General features: G+C 58.9%; 22 protein-coding genes. 17 read left to right on the top strand and 5 right to left on the bottom strand.

Annotated features, from left to right (window positions below):
• The first annotated feature begins 46 nt into the window (after nt 1–46).
• From dgoD to AC0ZWN_RS03380, 3 genes are all read left to right on the top strand, one after another.
• The gene (gene dgoD, locus AC0ZWN_RS03390) at nt 47–1,195 is read left to right on the top strand and encodes a galactonate dehydratase (RefSeq protein WP_007908327.1); all 1,149 of its coding nucleotides are present in this window, start codon (nt 47–49) and stop codon (nt 1,193–1,195) included.
• A 181-nt stretch (nt 1,196–1,376) separates the two neighbouring features.
• A complete protein-coding gene (locus AC0ZWN_RS03385; RefSeq protein WP_095048589.1) occupies nt 1,377–2,687 on the top strand; it encodes an MFS transporter in 1,311 nt (436 codons plus the stop codon).
• Between the two features lie 61 nt (nt 2,688–2,748).
• Complete coding sequence (locus tag AC0ZWN_RS03380) at nt 2,749–3,552, top strand: IclR family transcriptional regulator (RefSeq protein WP_093435365.1); 804 nt, start codon at nt 2,749–2,751, stop codon at nt 3,550–3,552.
• Here AC0ZWN_RS03380 and AC0ZWN_RS03375 read toward each other — a convergent pair.
• Entirely contained in the window at nt 3,549–4,601 is a 1,053-nt protein-coding gene (locus AC0ZWN_RS03375; protein WP_093435364.1) for an NAD(P)-dependent alcohol dehydrogenase, read from the bottom strand. The genes AC0ZWN_RS03380 and AC0ZWN_RS03375 overlap by 4 nt on opposite strands.
• 192 nt (nt 4,602–4,793) lie before the next feature.
• On the opposite strand from AC0ZWN_RS03375, the gene AC0ZWN_RS03370 reads away from it, so the two are divergent.
• A complete protein-coding gene (locus tag AC0ZWN_RS03370; RefSeq protein ID WP_099756894.1) occupies nt 4,794–5,684 on the top strand; it encodes an AraC family transcriptional regulator in 891 nt (296 codons plus the stop codon).
• 184 nt (nt 5,685–5,868) lie between these two features.
• On the opposite strand, the gene AC0ZWN_RS03365 is transcribed toward AC0ZWN_RS03370, so the two are convergent.
• The gene (locus tag AC0ZWN_RS03365; protein ID WP_016985998.1) at nt 5,869–7,533 is read right to left on the bottom strand and encodes an electron transfer flavoprotein-ubiquinone oxidoreductase; all 1,665 of its coding nucleotides are present in this window, start codon (nt 7,531–7,533) and stop codon (nt 5,869–5,871) included.
• A 548-nt stretch (nt 7,534–8,081) separates the two neighbouring features.
• On the opposite strand from AC0ZWN_RS03365, the gene AC0ZWN_RS03360 reads away from it, so the two are divergent.
• From AC0ZWN_RS03360 to AC0ZWN_RS03315, 10 genes are all read left to right on the top strand, one after another.
• Nucleotides 8,082–8,831 (top strand): electron transfer flavoprotein subunit beta/FixA family protein, encoded by a 750-nt coding sequence (locus AC0ZWN_RS03360; protein WP_007908338.1) that lies wholly within the window; start codon nt 8,082–8,084, stop codon nt 8,829–8,831.
• Entirely contained in the window at nt 8,832–9,761 is a 930-nt protein-coding gene (locus tag AC0ZWN_RS03355) for an electron transfer flavoprotein subunit alpha/FixB family protein (protein ID WP_093435361.1), read from the top strand. It begins immediately after the preceding gene.
• Between the two features lie 80 nt (nt 9,762–9,841).
• The gene (locus AC0ZWN_RS03350; protein WP_476334048.1) at nt 9,842–10,663 is read left to right on the top strand and encodes a substrate-binding periplasmic protein; all 822 of its coding nucleotides are present in this window, start codon (nt 9,842–9,844) and stop codon (nt 10,661–10,663) included.
• 9 nt (nt 10,664–10,672) lie between these two features.
• Nucleotides 10,673–11,029 carry a DUF4398 domain-containing protein gene (locus AC0ZWN_RS03345; RefSeq protein WP_093435356.1) on the top strand — a complete coding sequence of 119 codons (357 nt, stop codon included), beginning with the start codon at nt 10,673–10,675 and terminating at the stop codon, nt 11,027–11,029.
• A complete protein-coding gene (locus tag AC0ZWN_RS03340; RefSeq protein WP_034155321.1) occupies nt 11,026–11,838 on the top strand; it encodes an OmpA family protein in 813 nt (270 codons plus the stop codon). Before AC0ZWN_RS03345 ends, AC0ZWN_RS03340 begins: the two co-directional genes overlap by 4 nt.
• Before the next feature lie 201 nt (nt 11,839–12,039).
• Complete coding sequence (locus tag AC0ZWN_RS03335; protein ID WP_016985994.1) at nt 12,040–13,479, top strand: aminotransferase-like domain-containing protein; 1,440 nt, start codon at nt 12,040–12,042, stop codon at nt 13,477–13,479.
• Between the two features lie 79 nt (nt 13,480–13,558).
• Nucleotides 13,559–14,029, top strand: a complete 471-nt coding sequence (locus tag AC0ZWN_RS03330) for a translation initiation factor 2 (RefSeq protein WP_476334046.1) — start codon at nt 13,559–13,561, stop codon at nt 14,027–14,029.
• Nucleotides 14,030–14,195: 166 nt separating this feature from the next.
• The gene (locus AC0ZWN_RS03325) at nt 14,196–14,450 is read left to right on the top strand and encodes a YkgJ family cysteine cluster protein (RefSeq protein WP_007908349.1); all 255 of its coding nucleotides are present in this window, start codon (nt 14,196–14,198) and stop codon (nt 14,448–14,450) included.
• Between the two features lie 41 nt (nt 14,451–14,491).
• A complete protein-coding gene (locus tag AC0ZWN_RS03320; protein WP_476334044.1) occupies nt 14,492–15,097 on the top strand; it encodes an START domain-containing protein in 606 nt (201 codons plus the stop codon).
• Between the two features lie 300 nt (nt 15,098–15,397).
• The gene (locus tag AC0ZWN_RS03315) at nt 15,398–17,491 is read left to right on the top strand and encodes an LTA synthase family protein (RefSeq protein ID WP_095048584.1); all 2,094 of its coding nucleotides are present in this window, start codon (nt 15,398–15,400) and stop codon (nt 17,489–17,491) included.
• Between the two features lie 74 nt (nt 17,492–17,565).
• On the opposite strand, the gene AC0ZWN_RS03310 is transcribed toward AC0ZWN_RS03315, so the two are convergent.
• The gene (locus AC0ZWN_RS03310; RefSeq protein WP_169432680.1) at nt 17,566–17,724 is read right to left on the bottom strand and encodes a DUF3309 family protein; all 159 of its coding nucleotides are present in this window, start codon (nt 17,722–17,724) and stop codon (nt 17,566–17,568) included.
• 323 nt (nt 17,725–18,047) lie between these two features.
• Between AC0ZWN_RS03310 and AC0ZWN_RS03305 the strand changes: the two genes are divergently transcribed.
• From AC0ZWN_RS03305 to csrA, 3 genes are all read left to right on the top strand, one after another.
• A complete protein-coding gene (locus AC0ZWN_RS03305) occupies nt 18,048–18,863 on the top strand; it encodes an SDR family oxidoreductase (RefSeq protein ID WP_093435347.1) in 816 nt (271 codons plus the stop codon).
• A gap of 63 nt (nt 18,864–18,926) precedes the next feature.
• Nucleotides 18,927–19,259 (top strand): YnfA family protein, encoded by a 333-nt coding sequence (locus tag AC0ZWN_RS03300; protein WP_008088571.1) that lies wholly within the window; start codon nt 18,927–18,929, stop codon nt 19,257–19,259.
• 135 nt (nt 19,260–19,394) lie between these two features.
• Nucleotides 19,395–19,580 (top strand): carbon storage regulator CsrA, encoded by a 186-nt coding sequence (gene csrA, locus AC0ZWN_RS03295; RefSeq protein WP_016985988.1) that lies wholly within the window; start codon nt 19,395–19,397, stop codon nt 19,578–19,580.
• Nucleotides 19,581–19,585: 5 nt separating this feature from the next.
• Here csrA and AC0ZWN_RS03290 read toward each other — a convergent pair whose 3' ends face one another.
• Together AC0ZWN_RS03290 and AC0ZWN_RS03285 are read right to left on the bottom strand one after the other, a co-directional pair.
• Complete coding sequence (locus AC0ZWN_RS03290) at nt 19,586–19,813, bottom strand: YheU family protein (RefSeq protein WP_003199186.1); 228 nt, start codon at nt 19,811–19,813, stop codon at nt 19,586–19,588.
• A 170-nt stretch (nt 19,814–19,983) separates the two neighbouring features.
• Nucleotides 19,984–21,174, bottom strand: a complete 1,191-nt coding sequence (locus tag AC0ZWN_RS03285; protein WP_016985987.1) for an osmoprotectant NAGGN system M42 family peptidase — start codon at nt 21,172–21,174, stop codon at nt 19,984–19,986.
• Between the last annotated feature and the right edge of the window lie 12 nt (nt 21,175–21,186).

Here is a 21,186-nt window from a genome sequence, read left to right as displayed (position 1 = left end):
GACTTTTTGGCGCTGTGTGCGCTACATCTATAAGAGAGACAAAAAGATGAAAATCACCAAACTCACCACCTTTATCGTCCCGCCGCGCTGGTGCTTTCTCAAGGTCGAAACCGACGAAGGCGTGACCGGTTGGGGCGAACCCGTTGTTGAAGGGCGCGCGCATACCGTCGCGGCTGCCGTTGAAGAATTGTCCGACTACCTGATTGGCAAAGACCCACGCAATATCGAAGACATCTGGACCGTGCTGTATCGCGGCGGTTTCTACCGTGGCGGCGCGATTCACATGAGCGCGCTGGCGGGTATCGATCAGGCGTTGTGGGACATCAAGGGCAAGGCCCTCGGGGTGTCGGTCAGCGATCTGCTCGGTGGCCAGGTGCGTGACAAGATTCGCGTGTATTCGTGGATTGGCGGCGACCGTCCAGCGGACACCGCGCGTGCGGCGAAAGAGGCGGTGAGCCGTGGTTTCACGGCGGTGAAAATGAACGGCACCGAAGAGCTGCAGTTCCTCGATACCTTCGAAAAAGTCGATCTGGCGCTGGCCAATGTCGCCGCCGTGCGTGACGCGGTTGGGCCGAACGTCGGCATCGGTGTCGACTTCCATGGCCGCGTGCACAAGCCGATGGCCAAGGTGCTGATGAAGGAACTCGATCCGTACAAACTGATGTTCATCGAAGAGCCGGTGCTCAGCGAAAACTACGAAGCGCTGAAAGAGCTCGCACCGTTGACCAGCACGCCGATTGCTCTGGGTGAGCGGCTGTTTTCGCGTTGGGACTTTAAACGTGTGTTGAGCGAAGGCTACGTCGACATCATCCAGCCGGATGCCTCCCACGCGGGCGGCATCACCGAAACCCGCAAGATCGCCAACATGGCCGAGGCCTACGACGTGGCACTGGCGCTGCACTGCCCGCTGGGGCCGATTGCGCTGGCGGCGTGTTTGCAATTGGACGCGGCTTGTTACAACGCGTTTATCCAGGAGCAAAGCCTGGGCATCCATTACAACGAGAGCAACGATTTGCTCGACTACGTGAAGGATCCACGGGTGTTCGATTACGACAAAGGTTTCGTGAAGATCCCCAACGGCCCGGGGTTGGGTATCGAGATCAACGAGGAATACGTGATCGAGCGTGCGGCCGTTGGCCACCGCTGGCGCAACCCGATCTGGCGCCATGCCGATGGCAGTTTTGCCGAGTGGTGAGTCCTGCCTGACACACCCGATGAGATCGTTCCCACGCTCTGCGTGGGAATGCCTCAATGGACGCTCTGCGTCCGCTTTTGGGACGCGGAGCGTCCCGGGCTGCATTCCCACGCGGAGCGTGGGAACGATCAGATGCAAGGCCTCAGGCCGACCTCAATAAACATAAAAAGAGGCTCTCCCCATGCAACCGCAAACCCTCACCGGGCAGGCGTCTTTAGTCACGCCCAGCCGTAAGCGTTTTTTCATCATGGTGTTGCTGTTTATCACCGTGGTCATCAACTACCTCGACCGCAGCAACCTGTCGATTGCTGCGCCGGCGCTGACCAGTGAGCTGGGCATCGATCCGATTCACGTCGGTCTGATTTTCTCCGCGTTCGGCTGGACTTACGCCGCGATGCAGATCCCCGGCGGCTGGTTGGTCGATCGCGTGCCGCCGCGCATTCTTTACAGCGTCGCTTTGTTGTTGTGGTCTGTGGCTACGGTGATGCTCGGTTTCGCTGCGAGTTTCATCGCGTTGTTTGTATTGCGCATGGCGGTCGGTGCGCTGGAAGCGCCGGCTTATCCGATCAACAGCCGTGTGGTCACGACGTGGTTTCCCGAGCGGGAACGCGCCACGGCGATTGGTTTTTACACATCGGGACAGTTCGTTGGTCTGGCATTTCTCACTCCGGTGCTCGCCTGGCTGCAACATGAATTCGGCTGGCACATGGTGTTCGTCGCAACAGGCGCTGTCGGCATTATCTGGGCGGCGATCTGGTACGCGGTGTATCGCGAGCCACGGGATTTCAAAGGCGCGAACGAAGCGGAAATCGACCTGATCCGCGAGGGCGGTGGTTTAGTTGATATTCAGCAAGAGTCGGCCAAGGTCAAAGCCAAATTCAGCTGGACCGATTTGGGCATCGTCCTGACCAAGCGCAAATTGTGGGGCATCTACCTCGGCCAGTTCTGCCTGAACTCGACGCTGTGGTTTTTCCTCACCTGGTTTCCGACCTATCTGGTGAAGTATCGCGGCATGGACTTCATCAAGTCCGGCCTGTTGGCATCGCTGCCGTTTCTCGCCGCGTTCATCGGTGTGCTGTGTTCGGGGTTCTTTTCCGACTTCTTGATTCGTCGCGGCTACACCGTCGGGTTTGCGCGCAAGTTGCCGATCATTGGCGGGCTGCTTATTTCCACCTCGATCATCGGCGCCAACTTCGTTGAGTCGACGCCGCTGGTGATTGCCTTTCTGGCGTTGGCATTTTTCGGCAACGGTCTGGCCTCGATCACCTGGTCGCTGGTGTCGACGCTGGCGCCGGCACGGTTGCTCGGGCTGACCGGCGGGGTGTTCAACTTCATCGGCAACCTGTCGGCGATTGCCACGCCGATCGTCATCGGCTTCCTTGCCAGCGGCGATTCGTTCGCGCCGGCGATCACCTACATCGCGGTGCTCGCCTTGATCGGTGCATTGTCGTATGTGCTGCTGGTCGGCAAGGTCGAGCGTATCGAGTTGTAGTGGTCTGCGTCGGGCGACCATAATGCCGCCCGTTCCTTCGCTCAACGGTAAAAGGCTGGATATGCAGGAAGACGCTCCGGAAAAAACCAAGGACGCCGCACCCACCGGCACCCAGACGCTGTTGCGTGGCTTGGGTGTGGTGCAAGCCGTCGCCAGTGGCGCTCGCGATCTCAAGGAGATCGCCCGGCTGATCGGCACCACGCGCAGCACCACCCATCGTCTGGCCAGTTGTCTGGTGGATGAGCGCTATCTGCGCGTGGTGCCGCAAATCGGTTACCTGCTCGGACCGAAGCTGATCGAACTGGGTTTCCAGGCGCGTGAAGAGTTGCCGCTGGTGACCCTGGCCGGGCCGTATCTGGACGAGTTGTCGGCGCTGACTGGTGACACCGTGCACTTGGGCATTCGCGAAGGCGATGAAGTGTTGTATCTGCTGAAAAATCCGGGGCGCAACGGCCCGGAAATGCGTTCGCGGGTCGGCCATCGCATGCCGCTGGCGCGCACCGGTATTGGTAAGGCATTGATGCTCGATGACTCACCGAAAGATTGGCAACGTCTGTACGACATCAGTCTGCCGGCAGGTGGGAAGAGTCAGTTCTGGCCGCAGCATCCTCAACAGTCGTGGGAGCAGCTTGAGCAGCGCATGACCGAGTACGTCGCCGGTGGCTACGCCTTCGATCTGGAGGACAACGAACCGTCGATCCGCTGCGTGGCGGCGCCGATTCGGGATGCGAGCAAGGGCATCGTGGCGGCGATCAGTATCGCCAGCACCGTGCCGTACATGCCGCTGGAAAAAATGGCCGAGCTGATTCCCCTGATCAAAGGGGTCACAGCCCGGCTCTCGGCGGAACTCGGTCTAAAGATTTAAACTTTGAGCGTCGCCATGTCGATCACGAAACGATACTTCACGTCGCCAGCGATCATGCGCGCATAAGCCTCGTTGATCTGGCGGATGTCGAGCATTTCGATGTCGCAGGTGATGTTGTGCTCGGCGCAGAAATCCAGGACTTCCTGGGTTTCGGCGACGCCACCGATCAACGAGCCGGCCAGCACGCGACGGCTCATCACCAGTTTGCCGGCGTGCACAGGTGGATCGATCGGTTCGATCAGGCCAACCAGAATATGCACACCATCGAAACGCAGGGTGTCGAGGTACGGGTTGAGGTCGTGCTGCACCGGAATGGTGTCGAGCAGGAAGTCGAAGTAACCGGCCGCGGCTTTCATTTGCTCGGCATCGGTGGACACGATCACGTGATCGGCACCCTGACGACGACCTTCTTCGGCCTTGCTCGCCGAGCGGGTGAACAGCGTGACTTCGGCGCCCATGGCCTTTGCGAACTTGATGCCCATGTGGCCCAGACCGCCCATGCCGAGAATCCCGACCTTGTCGCCCGCTTTTACACCGTAGTGCTTGAGCGGCGAGTAGGTGGTGATGCCGGCACAGAGAATCGGCGCGGCGCTGGCGAGTGCCAGTTTCTCCGGGATGCGCACGACGAAGTGTTCGCTGACGACGATGCTGTCCGAATAACCGCCCATGGTGTTGCTGCCGTCGACCCGGTCCGGGGTGGCATAGGTCATGGTCGGACCTTCGAGGCAATATTGCTCAAGGTTCGACTGGCAGGCTTCACAGGTGCGGCACGAGTCGACCATGCAGCCGACGCCGACCAGATCGCCTACTTTGTGTCGGGTGACGTTCGCACCGACGGCGGTGACTTTGCCGACGATCTCGTGGCCGGGCATCAGCGGGTAAACGGCGATACCCCATTCGTTGCGCGCCTGGTGGATGTCGGAGTGGCAGACGCCGCAATACAGAATCTCGATCGCTACGTCGTCGGCACGAGGACTACGGCGTTCGAATTTCATCGGGGCGAGGGGGGTGGTGGCCGATTGGGCGGCATAACCGATAGCGGTGTACATGTGAAACCTCGCAAAAGCAGGAACAAGTGAGGCGGCGCATTCTGGGCGCCGACTGTCGGTCCGGCCATGACGATTCCTCCGGGTCTCATGCCTAATCCTCCGGCATGCGGGTTTGATCGGTCGCATTGGCAAAAGGATCTGCGATGATGCTTTCATCCCTTATTTTCGTGATTTTTTGTGAAGAGCAATTCGATGCAATTGACCCGTCATCTTGATGCCAACGCCCGGCTGGTTTCGCTGATCGAACCGCTGGCGCTGCGCGATGGTTACAGTCAGACCGGGCTGCCCGGTGTGCAAGTGTTGCGCGCCAGTTGCGACGTCGCCCGTGGCCCGCACATTTATGAACCGAGCCTGATGATCATCGCCCAAGGCAGCAAACTGGCGTTTCTCGGGCCGCGCACCATGGAATACGGTGCCGGGCATTATCTTATTCAGGCGCTGCCGGTGCCGTTCGAATGCGAGACGTTTGCCTTGCCGGATGCACCGTTGCTCGGGGTGTCGGTGGCGATTGATCGGGTGCTGCTCGGTGAGTTGGTGTTGGCCATGGGGCTGGCGCCGGGCCGGCATATCCCGGCGCAGACGCCGGAGTCGATGACCTCGGTGGTGCTCGACGATGCCATGCGCGGTTGCGTCGAGCGCTTGCTCAGTTGCCTGCATGATCCGCTGGAGTGTCAGATTCTGGGGCCGGCGCGGGTAAGGGAGTTGTTGTTTGTCGCGTTACGTGGGCCGCAGGCTGATGTATTGCGCGCGTTGGTCGAGCAGCAGGGGCAGTTCGCGCGGGTGGCGGCGTCGATCAGTCATCTGCATGCGCATTACACCGAGCCGTTGAACGTTGAAACGCTGGCCGGTTGCGCGAACATGAGCGTGTCGACCTTTCATGAGCATTTCAAACGCAGCACGTTGTTGTCGCCGGTGCAGTATCTGAAGCGTCTGAGGTTATTGAAGGCGCAGACGTTGTTGGTCGCCGAAGGCCTGGGTGTGGCGCAGGTGGCGCATCGGGTGGGGTATCAGAGTACTTCGCAATTCAGCCGCGAGTACAAGCGCTACTTTGAGCGTAGTCCGGGTGACGAACGCGCTGCCTGATTAGACGATAATTCCCTGTGGGAGCGAGCCGGCTCGCGAATGCGGTGCATCAGTCGACATCATTTTTATATGACACACCGCTTTCGCGAGCAGGCTCGCTCCCACAGTTGTTTTGTGGTGTCAGAGGAGTTTTGGGCAACAAAAAGGCCCCCGATTCGGGAGCCTTGATGTTCAGCGGTTCGACTTACATATTCGGGTAAGTCGGGCCGCCAGCGCCTTCCGGCGTAACCCAGGTGATGTTCTGCGAAGGGTCCTTGATGTCACAGGTCTTGCAGTGCACGCAGTTCTGCGCGTTGATCTGGAAGCGCTTCTCGCCGTCTTCCTTGGTGATCACTTCGTACACACCGGCCGGGCAGTAGCGCTGCGCCGGTTCGTCGTACAGCGGCAGGTTTTTGCTGATCGGGATGCTCGGGTCGGTCAGCTTCAGGTGGCACGGCTGCTCTTCTTCGTGGTTGGTACCGGAGATGAACACCGAGCTCAGTTTGTCGAAGCTGAGTTTGCCGTCGGGTTTCGGGTAGTCGATCTTTTTGCAGTCGGCGGCGAGCTTGAGGCAGGCGTAGTCCGGCTTGGTGTCGTGCAGGGTGAACGGCAGTTTGCCGCCGAAGATGTTCTGGTCCAGCCAGTTGAAACCGCCGCCAACGATGGCGCCGAACTTGTGGATCGCCGGGCCGAAGTTACGGCTGGCGAACAGTTCGTCGTAGAGCCAGCTCTTCTTGAACGCGTCGACGTAAGTGGTCAACTCTTCAGTGCCGTCCTTTTCCGCGAACAGCGCGTCAGCCACCGATTCTGCAGCGAGCATGCCGGACTTCATCGCGGTGTGGCTGCCCTTGATCTTGGCGAAGTTCAGGGTGCCGAGGTCGCAACCGATCAACGCGCCGCCCTTGAAGACCATTTTCGGCAGCGAGTTCAGGCCACCTTTGCAGATCGCGCGCGCGCCGTAGCTGATGCGCTTGCCGCCTTCCAGATACTGGGCCAGCACCGGGTGATGCTTGAGGCGCTGGAACTCGTCGAACGGCGACAGGTAAGTGTTGCTGTAGGACAGGTCAACGATCAGACCAACCACCACCTGGTTGTTTTCCAGGTGATAGAGGAACGAGCCGCCGGTGTTTTCGGTGCCCATGATGTCCAGCGGCCAACCAGCGGTGTGCACCACCAAGCCTGGCTGATGTTTGGCCGGGTCGATTTCCCAGATTTCTTTCAGGCCGATGCCGTAGTGCTGGGCGTCGGCATCGCTGTCGAGGTTGTAGCGCTTGATCAGTTGCTTGCCGATGTGGCCACGGCAGCCTTCGGCGAACAGCGTGTACTTGCCACGCAGTTCCATGCCTGGGGTGTACAGGCCTTCTTTCGGGTTGCCTTCACGGTCGACGCCCAGATCACCAGTGATGATCCCGCGCACCACGCCTTGTTCGTCGATCAGCGCTTCCTGAGCGGCGAAACCCGGGTAGATTTCGACGCCAAGGTTCTCGGCCTGCTGGGCGAGCCAGCGGCACAGGTTGCCGAGGGAAATAATGTAGTTGCCTTCGTTGTGCATGGTCTTGGGCACAAAGAAGTCCGGAATTTTTTGCGCGTTTTCGGCGTTTTTCAGCACGAAAATATCGTCGCGGGTCACTGGCGTGTTCAGCGGCGCGCCAAGTTCTTTCCAGTCCGGGAACAGTTCGTTCAGAGCGCGTGGTTCGAATACGGCACCGGACAGGATGTGTGCGCCGACTTCGGAGCCTTTTTCGACCACGCAGACGCTGATTTCCTTACCGGCTTCGGCGGCCTTCTGCTTCAGACGGCAGGCGGCGGACAGGCCAGCGGGGCCGGCACCGACGATGACCACGTCGAATTCCATGTATTCGCGTTCCACAGGCTATCTCCTACTCAAGGCTCAACAGTTTTTTTTCTAATTTGGAGGTTTGATGTCGCATCCGCTATTCCTTTACGTTAACGTCAAGGGGAATATTGGAGACCGACCTTTCTCTCTAGGCGGCGCATTATATCTACACCACTCCGAGCGTCCAATACAAACGTTTGTTTGAATCGGCTCCAGCCCAGAGAAATCAAAGAAGCGCGGCTTATGAATGGTCATTTTGCTGTATTGACCGGAATAGGCGTTCCGGTCAAGATACGGGCGGTTTTGCGCTCGTCGTAGGCAGACTGGCGGTTTCAAGAGCACGTCTAAAGACAGGGCACAGGCAGTAGAAGGTGATGCGCAGCGCAGTCCGGCGCGCAGTTTACACAGCGTGAAGATCAATGACTCGTCGGTCACCCCTGACGAACGGTCGCAGGTCCTCACACTGTGCAGCCACCAGACACCCAAGTCGGCGTTTTTAGAGGTGCCCTTTAGCCTGATGAGCATCAACCGCCAGGTTCGCCTAGGCGACTTTCTTTTCACCGGAGAGTAACGAGGAATCCATGAAGGTTCTTGTAGCTGTCAAACGCGTTGTGGATTACAACGTCAAGGTTCGCGTCAAGGCGGACAATTCCGGCGTCGATCTCGCCAACGTCAAGATGTCGATGAACCCGTTCTGCGAAATCGCAGTGGAAGAAGCCGTACGCCTGAAAGAGAAAGGTGTTGCGACTGAAATCGTCGTCGTCTCCATCGGCCCGACCACCGCTCAGGAGCAACTGCGTACCGCACTGGCTCTGGGTGCCGACCGTGCCATCCTCGTCGAATCCGCTGAAGATCTGACCTCGCTCGCCGTGGCCAAGCTGCTCAAGGCTGTGGTCGACAAGGAACAGCCGCAACTGGTTATCCTCGGCAAACAGGCGATCGATAGCGACAACAACCAGACCGGCCAGATGCTTGCTGCACTGAGCGGCTACGGTCAGGGCACGTTCGCCTCGAAAGTCGAAGTCTCCGGCGACAGCGTTGCCGTGACCCGTGAAATCGATGGCGGCGCGCAGACGGTTTCCCTGAAACTGCCGGCAATCGTCACTACCGACCTGCGTTTGAACGAGCCGCGCTACGCGTCCCTGCCAAACATCATGAAAGCCAAGAAGAAGCCTCTCGAAGTGCTGACTCCGGACGCTTTGGGCGTTTCCACCGCCTCCACCAACAAGACCCTGAAAGTCGAAGCGCCGGCTGCACGCAGCGCGGGTATCAAGGTTAAGTCGGTAGCTGAACTGGTCGAGAAACTGAAAAACGAAGCGAAGGTAATCTAAATGACTATCTTGGTTATTGCTGAACACGACAACAAAGTGCTGGCCCCGGCCACACTGAACACCGTGGCTGCTGCGGTCAAAATCGGCGGCGACGTCCACGTTCTGGTTGCAGGTCAAGGCGCTGGCGCCGTGGCTGAAGCCGCTGCGAAAATCGCTGGCGTGAGCAAAGTCCTCAACGCTGACAACGCCGCTTACGCGCATCAGTTGCCGGAAAACGTTGCGCCATTGGTTGCAGAGCTGGGCGCTGGTTACAGCCACATCCTGGCTGCCGCCACCTCCAACGGCAAAAACATCCTGCCGCGCGTTGCCGCGCAGCTGGACGTTGACCAGATCTCCGAGATCATCTCGGTCGAAAGCGCTGACACGTTCAAGCGTCCGATCTACGCCGGTAACGCTATCGCTACCGTGCAGTCGACCGCTGCGATCAAAGTGATCACTGTACGTGCTACCGGTTTCGACCCGGTTGCCGCTGAAGGTGGTTCGGCTGCCGTTGAAGCAGTTGCTGCTGCGCACAACGCCGGCACTTCCAGCTTCGTCAACGAAGAACTGGCCAAGTCCGATCGTCCTGAGCTGACCGCTGCCAAGATCGTCGTTTCCGGCGGCCGCGGCATGCAGAACGGCGACAACTTCAAACACCTGTACGCTCTGGCCGACAAGCTGGGCGCTGCTGTCGGTGCTTCGCGCGCCGCGGTCGACGCAGGTTTCGTACCGAACGACATGCAGGTCGGTCAGACCGGCAAGATTGTTGCGCCACAGCTGTACATTGCCGTCGGTATCTCCGGTGCGATCCAGCACTTGGCCGGTATGAAAGACTCCAAGGTGATCGTTGCGATTAACAAGGACGAAGAAGCGCCGATCTTCCAGGTGGCCGATTACGGTCTCGTGGCGGATCTGTTCGAAGCCGTCCCTGAGCTGGAGAAGCTGGTCTAATCCAGCGGCTTCACTTATAAAGAGCCCGGCCTGTTGGTCGGGCTTTTTTTTGTCTCGGATTTGAGTGGGAGCGTTTTGCCATGGATCTGCGTTGCGGATGGTTGTTGGGGTTGGCCCTGTTGCCAGGTTTGGCTATGGCCGCTGGCAAATGCGAGCGCCTCGTCGTCACCGGTAGCCCGGATGCGCCGCCGTATCTGTGGCAAGACCCACAAAACCCCAAGCAGTTGATCGGTGCCAGCGCTGATCTGCTGCAACAAGTCGCCAAAGACCTCGGCATCAAAGTCGAATTGCTCTACGCCGGCAAACGTTCGCAAGCCTTCGATGAAGTGCGCAGCGGGCGCATGGACATGCTCGCTGACGCGCCGCTGACCCTCAATGAGCTGGAAAACCTCGACTACATCCATCCGCCGTTGCTGGAAAACGACTATCTGGTGTGGACCCGCAAAGGCTCGACGCTGGTCTACAGCGAGGCCAAAGACCTGCACGGTCACGTCGGTGCGTTGTCGGAAAAGTCTCGTATGACCCAGGCATTTGGCACTTTCGCCGAGCAGAATCTGACCCTGACCCGGACAGCCAACCTCACTCAGGCGCTACAGAAATTGCTCTTGGGCGAAGTGGAATATGTACTCGCCGGCCGCTACTCGGGCATGGCCGCCGCGCAGGCATTGGGTATGGCCAATGACCTGTTGGTGTTCGAGCAACCGGTCGACCGGCCGGGGCTGTTCCTCGCGGTTTCGCATAACTCGGCATGCAACGATCCGTGGTTGCGCGGACAGTTGGCCAAAAAGATGACAGAATTGCCCGCGTCCGGACTGACGGAAGCCGCGCTGCAACGCAATATCGAGCGCTGGAAGGCGCAGCAGCAACAGCCGCCACAACCCGTCAGTGCCCCAAAACAGTAGGGATTCTTAGTGAGTATTCGACCTCTTTTCGCGGCTGTGGCCGTTCTGGCCCTGGCCGGTTGCGCGACCGATCCGGCACCCAATGAACAAATGCGCCTGACCGAGCAAGCCATCACCCAGGCCAAGGCTGTTGGCGCCACCGCCGATGAAGTACCGGAAATGAAACTGGCCGAAACCAAGTACAACCGCGCCAAAGGCAACATGGCTGACCAGTCCTATCGGAACGCGCGTATGCGTTCGGAGCAGGCTGAACTGGATGCACGTCTGGCCGAAGCCAAAGTGCTGACGCAAAAAAGTCAAGAACAGGTGAATGTGCTTAACACCCGCATCGTCCGTCTGCGCAAGCAACTGGGAGATGCCCAATGAGCCTCAAGTCGAAAGTTGTCGGCGGCCTGATCCTCGCCGGTTGCGTCAGCCTGTACGGCTGCGCCGGTCAGCACAGCGAATCCGCTCTGCAGGAAGCCAGCGCCGACTTCCAGAAGGTCAAGGAAGACTCCAACGTGCTGCGCATCGCGCCGAAAGACGTGATCCGCGCCGGTGAGTCCCTGGCTCGTGCCGATCGCCTGTCGACCTATTGGGGCAGCGGTTCCGATGTTGTGCACTACGCCTACCTGAGCCAGCGTTACAGCGAAATCGCCCGCGAGCACACCAATCAGGTGCTCAATGAGGAGCGCGCAGCCAAACTTGAGCTGGAGCGTCAGCGCCTGCAATTGGCCTTGCGTGAATCGAAGTTGCTCAGCGTGCAGCAACAGGGCAAATGGCTGGAAGAACAGATCGTAGCACTGGCCACCACGCAGACCGACCGTGGTCTGGTGATGACCCTCGGCGATGTGCTGTTCGACACCGGTGAAGCGGAGCTGAAAAACTCGGCCAACCGTGTTGTGCTGAAAATCGTCCAGTTCCTGCAACTGAACCCCAAACGTGTAGTGCGCATCGAGGGCTACACCGACAGCACCGGCGGCAAACAGGAGAACCTCAAGCTGTCCCGTGACCGCGCGCAATCGGTGGCGGACGTGCTGATGGACCTGGGCATCGACGACAAACGCATTCAGGTCGAAGGCTACGGCGACGAATACCCGGTGGACGCCAACGCTTCCGAGCGTGGGCGGGCACAGAATCGTCGGGTTGAAATTGTCTTCTCCGATGAAAAAGGCCAGCTCGGCGCCGCCCGTTAAGGGTTGCGTCTCTGGAAAGCCCGGGCTGTCATGCAGTGCCGGGCTTTTTTACGTCTGTCGATTGGCTCGCAATCCGTACAGTAGGGGGCAGACACCGCACTGTATGGTCGAGTAATGTGGCAACTGTCCCAGTACACTTCTAAACTGTTCCGGTATTGTTTCACACAAGAATAAAATGCCCGTGAAATCGAGTGCTGCGTCATGACCAATCTCTTGCTCTACCAACGTATTGCTCAGCAACTGGCCGAAGACATCCGCCGTGGGGTCTATCAACCGGGGGAGCGCGTGCCTTCGGTACGCAAGATGAGTTCGCAGCTCAACGTCAGCCATGCGACGGTGTTGCAGGCCTACGCCAATCTCGAAGATCAGGGGCTGATTCGCGCACGTCCGCAGTCCGGATATTACGTACACCAAACGCCTGCGCTGACTGCACCGACACCGGACATCGCGCGGGTTGAGCGTCCCGGTCTGGTCACCCGCAGCAGCATCATTCAACAGGTGCTGGTCGAATCACGCCGTGAAGGTGTGTTCCCGCTCGGCGCTGCCGTGCCAAGTGTCGATTACTTGCCGGTGCGCGCCTTGCATCAGCAACTGGCCAAGGTCACGCGTTTTCATAGCCCACGCGCCTTCAGCTACATGTTCAGCCCCGGTTTTGAGCCGCTGCGCCGGCAAGTGGCGATCCGCATGCGTGATGCCGGTGTGGTGGTCGATCCGTCGGAAGTGGTCATCACCCACGGTTGTGTCGACGCCTTGCAGATGTCGTTGCGCGTGCTGACCCGCCCGGGCGATCTGATCGCCGCCGAATCACCAACCTATTACGGTTTGCTGCAACTGGCCGATCTGCTCGGCCTGAAAGTCATCGAAATCCCCAGCGATCCTGCCACCGGCATGAGCCTCGAAGCCTTGCAACTGGCGGCCAACCAGTGGTCGATCAAAGCGCTGGTGCTGACCACGCGCCTGAGCAACCCACTGGGCGGCACCATGCCCGAAGAGCGGCAGAAACAGTTGCTGCGTCTGGCCTCGGACTTCGACATCCAGATTGTCGAAGACGACATCTATGGCGAGTTGATGTTCGAGCAGGGCAAAACCAAAGCGCTCAAGGCTTATGACCGACTGGATCGGGTGATCTACTGTTCGAGCTTCTCCAAAACCTTGTCACCCGGTGTGCGCATCGGCTGGATGATCGCTGGCAAATATCAGCAGGAAATCCAGCGCTTGCAGACCTTCAGCACCCACTCGGCGTGCAGCGTGACGCAGATGGCGATTGCCGCTTATCTGGAAAACGGCGGTTATGACCGGCATTTACGGTACATCCGCCAGGAATACCGAAAAAACCTCAGTGCCTTCCAGTTGGCGGTGCAGCAGTACTTCCCCGAGGGTACGCAAATGACCCGGCCTACGGGCGGTTTCATCCTCTGGGTGAGCTTGCCGGGTAGGGTGAATACTCAGGAATTGCATGTGCGCGCCCTGCAGCAGGGCATCAGCATTGCGCCGGGACTGATCTTCAGTAATACCGAGCAGTTCAACCACTGTATTCGCCTGAACTGCGGGATTCCGTGGAACCGCGAGGCGGAGCGGGCGTTGATGACCCTTGGCTTGCTGGCGACGCAACTGTGTCAGGAAACCGCTGGCGGATTCTGAACGAGCGGTGGCTGATGCTTGTCTTGTGGCGCCCAACAAGCGAGCATATGGCCATCTGCCGTTTGCCACTGTTGGGTTCATGAAAGCGATTGCTCCTGCCGCTTGGGTTTTGCTGGGTTTGCTGATGATCGGTCATGCGCCTGGCGTCGTGGCCGCTGCGGCTCAGGAAAAACCGGCGGCGACGAGCCCGGCGAAAAAAAACACGCCAGCGCAGAAGGCAACTCCCGCGAAGAAACCTCAGCAAAAAGTCATCAAGAAGCGCAAGCCAATCGCGTCCAAATCGAAACCTGCCAGCGAAGTGGTAAAAACCAAGTTGCCGTCGGCCAAACTCGATTTGAGCCTGCCCAAGGACATGGTCGAGGAATTGAAGCCCAAGGGCACGGTTGAATTGCCCAAGCGCGAGCCGATCCTGCCGCAGATGTTTGGCGAGAAGAACAACGGCTTCCAGCTCAACGGACGTTTGCTCAGCAACGAAATGCAGTTGCAACTGCGCAACGAAGAGCGCCGTGAAGTCGAAGGTGCGGCGCTGGATTTTGAATTCAAGCAGTGACTGCAGGCCATCTGTGACCCGCAGACCAGACGCTTTGTCGGAGACTGGTCAGTCACATTCAGTTATCGGTAAAAACCCCGGTTCCGGGAATTTGAAACAGCCGTTTTAGCGGTTACTCTGTTCCGCGTCCCTTTTACACATCGCCCGTCGCGAGGAATTGTTCGTCATGAAATGCCGTGAAGGCTGTGGCGCTTGCTGCATTGCCCCTTCCATCAGTTCGCCAATTCCCGGCATGCCTGATGGCAAACCTGCCGGCGAACGTTGCGTGCAACTCTCGGTCGAAAACCTGTGCAGCATTTTCGGCCGCCCCGAGCGCCCGGCAGTCTGTTCCGGCTTCGCGGCGGATGTCGAAGTCTGTGGCAGCAGCTCGGAAGAAGCGATCAGGCTGATTGGCTGGTGGGAGCAGATGACGGCGGCGTGATGTGTCAAACGAACGGAACTTCAACAATAAGGAATAAGACTATGGGTTCGCTGCATCGTATCGCTGTGTTGTGTGGTTTGACCGCTGTGCTGGCTACCTCCGTCGCTCAGGCTGAAGACTGGAAAGTCGCCAAGAACGAGGACGGTATCAAGGTGTCCCTGAGTGAAGTGCCAGGTTCGGACTACAAGTCCTACCAGGGTGTTGCGCTGATGAAAACCACCGTCGCCAAATTGCGCGCACTGCAGGAAGACGTCGCTGGCGCGTGCGCCTGGATTCACGAATGCAAGACCCAGAAACTGCTCAAGCACGAGGGCAATCAGAGCTGGACCTACACCCAGTTCAACACCCCTTGGCCAGTCACCCCGCGTGACTCGGTGATCGAAGTCACCACCGTCGAAGGCGCCGACGGCAGCTTGACCCGCAACCTCAAAGGTCTGCCGACGTACGTTCCTGAAGAAAAAGGCTTTGTCCGCGTGCAGCAGGTCAAAGGCTTCTGGAAGTTCGTACCGAAGGGCGACCAGGTTGAAGTCACTTATCAAGTGCACACCGAACCAGGTGGCAGCGTGCCGGCAATGGTTGCCAACAAATTTGTCGTCGATGCTCCGTTCAACACCCTCAAAGCTTTGAAAGCGCGCGCCGAGAAGTAATCGGCCCGCGTTCAACGAAACGCCCCGAACAAGTCGGGGCGTTTTGTTTTGTATCTATATTGTGTTTCCAGATATGCGTTGCACGAAATTTTCACAAAGTGTTCCTGACAATTCGCCCGCGCTGTTTGTCCGCTGCTGTAAATGAAAGTGTCTAGCGGCGGGGCAGTAATCAATGGCAATGGTGCGGGTGATCGTGCAACATTTGCGCACCGCGCAAGCCCCGGGGTCTGGAATGACCAATAGAGGGCATGGCGCCGCTGTATTTTTGCAACTTCAACTTCCAATGGGTCCTAAAACGACATGGCAAACCCGGACGCCCTGAATCAGCAGCGATCTTCTGCTCGCCTGCTGCAACCGACCGTCAAATCGCATCTGGCCTACACGCTGCTTTGCGCGCTGGTCATGATGGTGATGTTTTCCGTGCTGCGCCTCGCGCTGCTGGTCTACAACCGCGAGATGATCCTCGATACCCCGGCTTCGACCTTCCTCGAAGCCTTCGCCAACGGCCTGCGTTTTGACCTGCGCCTGGTGGTTTACCTGTGCATTCCGCTGGTGCTGGCGCTGTTCAGTGCCCGCGCCATGGCCGCACGCGGCTTCTTCCGCTTGTGGCTGACCATCGCCTCAAGCATCGCGCTGTTCCTCGGCCTGATGGAGATGGACTTCTACCGCGAGTTCCACCAGCGCCTCAACGGCCTGGTGTTCCAGTACGTGAAGGAAGACCCGAAAACCGTGATGAGCATGCTCTGGTACGGTTTTCCGGTAGTGCGCTATCTGTTGGCGTGGGCCATCGGCACTGTCATCCTGACCCTTGCGTTCAAAGGCGCCGATCGTGCCACGCGTCCACGCGGACCGTTCAGCGGCGGCAGCGTGGGTACTCGTCAAGTTGCGCCGTGGTACACCCGTCTGGCGGTGTTCATGGTCTGCCTGCTGATCTGCGTGGCTGCCGCCCGTGGCACCTTGCGTCAGGGCCCGCCGATGCGCTGGGGTGATGTCTACACCACCGATTCCAACTTCGCCAACCAGCTCGGCCTCAACGCCACGCTGTCGCTGATCGAGGCCGCCAAATCTCGCATGGGCGAAGATCGCGACAACATCTGGAAAGCGACGTTGCCGCAAGAGCAGGCGCAGAAAGTCGTGCGCGACATGCTGCTGATGCCAGACGAAAAACTGGTCGATGCCGATATTGCCGCTGTGCGCCGTGATTACACGCCGCCGGCCGACAAGACCCTGCCGATCAAAAACGTTGTGGTGATCCTGATGGAAAGCATGGCCGGTCACTCGGTCGGTGCACTGGGCGCGCCAGGCAACATCACGCCATACCTGGACAAACTGTCGAAGGAAGGTCTGCTGTTCGATCGCTTCTTCTCCAACGGTACGCACACCCATCAGGGCATGTTCGCGACCATGGCCTGCTTCCCCAACCTGCCAGGTTTCGAATACCTGATGCAGACCCCGGAAGGCAGCCACAAACTGTCCGGCTTGCCGCAGGTGCTCAGCGCCCGCAACTACGACGACGTATACGTCTACAACGGCGACTTCGCCTGGGACAACCAGTCGGGCTTTTTCAGCAACCAGGGGATGACCAACTTCGTTGGCCGTAACGACTTCGTCAACCCGGTGTTCTCCGATCCGACCTGGGGCGTGTCCGACCAGGACATGTTCGACCGTGGTCTGCAGGAGTTGAAGGCGCGGGAAAACGGCAAGCCGTTCTACGCGCTGCTGCAAACCCTGTCTAACCACACGCCATACGCCTTGCCGACGCCATTGCCGGTCGAGCGCGTGACCGATCGCGGCAGCCTCAACGAACACTTGACCGCCATGCGTTACTCGGACTGGGCGCTGGGTCAGTTCTTCGAGAAGGCGCGCAAAGAGCCGTACTTCAAGGAAACCCTGTTCGTTATCGTCGGCGACCACGGCTTCGGCAACGAGCGCCAGATCACCGAAATGGACCTGGGCCGCTTCAACGTACCGATGCTGATGATCGCACCAGGCATTCAGGAGAAGTTCGGTACGCGTGACCACACAGTGGGTACGCAGATCGATATCGTGCCAACCATCATGGGCCGTCTCGGCGGCGAAGTGCGTCACCAGTGCTGGGGCCGCGACTTGCTCAACCTGCCGGAAGGCGACACCGGTTTCGGTGTGATCAAGCCGTCAGGCAGCGAGCAGACCACTGCCATCGTCACCGCTGACCAGATTCTGGTGTTGCCGAGAGACAAGGATATGGGGCCGAAGATGTGGCAGTACCAACTGGGGGCCAATCCGCACGCCGAAGTGGTACCGAATGCACCGCGCACCGCCGAGTTGAAACTCAAACTCGAAGCGTTCCTGCAAACGGCAACCAAGAGCCTGATGGATAACACCGCCGGTGTCATCCACGGCAAGCCGGACTGATCGATCTATAACAGAAAGATCCGCGCAATAAAAAAGAGGCCCTTAACAGGGCCTCTTTTTTTACGCGTGAATCGTTATATCCGACCGAGTAACAGCAGCACCAACAGCACCACCAACACCACGCCGATAATGCCCGATGGACCGTAGCCCCAACTTCTGGAGTGCGGGAAGACCGGCAGACCACCGATCAGCAACAGGATCAGGATAATGATTAGAATTGTGCCCATGTCGATTTCCTTGTTGATAGTGTTCGAGAAGTCTTGGTATTCAAGGGCGACTGGAGACTAAGTAATTCCAGACGGCTTACAAATTCCGACCGGTGCGCATGAAGGAAAATTCAATGTTTTTTTAATGTATTTGGATTGCTCGATTATTTCCTTTGCAGCGAAAAGTTCGCCGCCTCGTTTCACTCGACAGCGCCTACACGAATCCAAGTAGGAGCTGCCGAAGGCTGCGATCTTTTGATCTTGCATTCAGCAACTTGATGGAGCGTGGGCGCGCGCCGATCCTTCGCTACACTCGGCGCATCTTCCCCAGAACAACAAGGCTGTGTGCTATGCAAAATCGCATGATGATCACTGGTGCGGGCTCGGGCCTGGGTCGCGAAATCGCGCTGCGCTGGGCACGTGAAGGCTGGCAACTGGCCTTGTCCGACGTCAGCGAACCCGGTCTTCAGGAAACCCTGAAAATGGTCCGCGAGGCCGGTGGCGACGGTTTTACCCAGCGCTGTGATGTACGTGATTACAGCCAGCTCACCGCGTTCGCTCAAGCCTGTGAAGAAAAGCTCGGCGGCATCGACATCATCGTCAACAACGCCGGCGTGGCCTCGGGTGGCTTTTTCAGCGAACTGTCGCTGGAAGACTGGGACTGGCAGATCGCGATCAACCTGATGGGCGTGGTCAAGGGCTGCAAGGCGTTCTTGCCGCTGCTTGAACAAAGCAAAGGCAAAATCATCAACATCGCCTCCATGGCGGCGCTGATGCAAGGCCCGGCGATGAGCAACTACAACGTGGCCAAGGCCGGCGTGGTAGCACTGTCGGAAAGTCTGCTGATCGAACTGGCGCAGCAGGAAGTCGGCGTGCACGTGGTCTGCCCCTCGTTCTTCCAGACTAACTTGCTCGATTCGTTCCGTGGGCCGACCCCGGCGATGAAAGCGCAGGTCGGCAAGTTGCTGGAAAGTTCGCCAATTACGGCGGCGGATATCGCTGACTACATCTATCAGCAAGTCGCCGCTGGCGAGTTCATGATCCTGCCCCACGAACAAGGGCGCATGGCTTGGGCGCTGAAGCAGAAGAACCCGCAACTGCTCTACAACGAAATGACCTCAATGGCGGAGAAAATGCGCGCTAAGGCCAAACAGAACAACGGCTGAGCTTGCCCGTCGGAGACAGCGTCGTTAGGGTGGCCGCAATGGTCACCCTGTCGAGACACGTCAATGCTCAATTACCTGTGGTTCTTTCTTGCGGCGCTGTTTGAAATCGCCGGTTGTTTCGCCTTCTTCATGTGGCTGCGTCAGGGCAAAAGTGCCTTGTGGGTGATTCCTGCGCTGCTCAGCCTGACCCTGTTCGCACTGTTGCTGACCCGTGTTGAAGCCAACTATGCCGGTCGTGCCTACGCCGCTTATGGCGGCATCTACATCGTCGCTTCGATTGGCTGGCTGATGGTGGTCGAGCGCGTGCGTCCCTTGGGTTCGGACTGGATCGGCGTGGCGCTGTGCGTGATCGGCGCCAGCGTGATTCTGTTCGGGCCACGCTTTTCTGCTGCCTGAAGACCTTTTGTGGGAAGTGTCTGACAGCTCGCGGCGATCATGGGTGTAAGGCAAAACTGATTTGCGCGCCGTGCATTGAAGAGGCGCGGCAAGCCGCGCATCTTCAGGGTTCGCTAACCCTGAAGGACGAATCTCATGCTTGTACTCAGCCGTGTCGTTGGTGAGTTGATTTCAATCGGTGATGACATCACCTTGCGCGTTCTGTCAGTGAACGGTGCCAGCGTGCGATTTGGCGTCGAGGCGCCACAAAAGGTCAACGTGCACCGCGCGGAGGTCTATGAGCGGATTCAGCGCAAGCAAGCCACGCAGAAAGTTCGCTGAGGATTTCAGTCGAACAGGTGCTTGGGCACGTCGTGCTTGAGCATCAACTGGCACTGCTCGCTTTCCGGGTCGAAGACGATCAGCGCCTGGCCTTTGGTCAATGCCTGACGCACGCGCAGCACGCGGGTTTCCAGCGGCGTGTCATCACCGTTGTCGGTGCCGTCGCGGGTGACGAAATCCTCGATGAGGCGGGTGAGGGTGTCGACTTCAAGTTGGTCGTGGGGAATAAGCATGGGCACCTCGGCTGAATCAATGGCGGGATGCTACGGCGATTGCGGTTTGCCTGCCAGTTTTGTGTTGCCTGTACCGACCTCATCGCGAGCAGGCTAACTCCTGCAGGGGAACGCATTCCAAAGGTAGGCCTTCGCCTGCTCGCGATAGCGGTATTCCAAACAACGATGATCTAACTATCGTTACGCTGCCCCACCAGACTGTCCACCGACGGCACTCGCGTATCGCTCTCCATCTGCGTGTCATGTTCAATCTGATGACTGAAGCGATCGAGCGAGGCATTGGCCGGCGCCGCATCGCTGGCGAATACCGGCGGGCTCAGAATATAAGCGCCCAGCAAACGACTCAACGCCGCCAGACTGTCGATGTGCGTGCGCTCATACCCATGGGTCGCATCGCAGCCAAACGCGAGCAGGGCGGTGCGGATGTCGTGGCCGGCGGTCACCGCCGAGTGCGCATCGCTGAAGTAATAGCGGAACAGGTCGCGGCGCACCGGCAGTTCGTTTTCACCGGCCAGACGCAGCAAATGTCGCGACAGGTGATAATCGTACGGGCCGCCAGAATCCTGCATCGCCACACTCACCGCATGCTCGCTGGAGTGCTGTCCGGGAGCGACCGGCGCGATGTCGATGCCGACGAATTCGCTAACGTCCCAAGGCAGCGCCGCCGCCGCGCCGCTGCCGGTTTCCTCGGTGATGGTGAACAGCGGGTGGCAGTCGATCATCAGCTCCTGGCCGCTGTCGACGATGGCTTTGAGTGCCGCGAGCAGCGCCGCAACGCCGGCCTTGTCATCCAGGTGACGGGCGCTGATGTGCCCGCTTTCGGTGAATTCCGGCAGCGGATCGAATGCCACCACGTCGCCGATGCTGATGCCCAGCGAGTCGCAGTCAGCCTTGGTCGCACAGTAGGCATCCAGACGCAGTTCAACGTGATCCCAACTGATCGGCATTTCATCGACGGCAGTGTTGAACGCGTGCCCGGACGCCATCAACGGCAAGACACTGCCGCGAATCACGCCGTTGTCGGTAAACAGGCTGACGCGGCTGCCCTCGGCAAAGCGGCTCGACCAGCAGCCGACCGGGGCGAGGGTCAGGCGGCCGTTGTCCTTGATCGCACGAACGGCGGCGCCGATGGTGTCCAGGTGCGCGGAAACCGCGCGGTCGGGGCTGTTCTTCTTGCCTTTGAGCGTGGCGCGAATGGTGCCGCGTCGAGTCATTTCAAAGGGGATGCCGAGCTCTTCCAAACGCTCGGCGACGTAACGCACGATGGTGTCGGTGAACCCGGTGGGGCTGGGAATGGCGAGCATTTCCAGCAGGACTTTTTGCAGGTAGTTGAGATCCGGTTCGGGGATTTGCGTGGTCATGGAAACTCCTGA

The organism is Pseudomonas sp. 3B-A001-10F, from assembly GCF_056313565.1.
The sequence above is the reverse complement of the archived record's forward strand: the minus strand, read 5'-3'. Positions and strand labels throughout refer to the sequence as shown.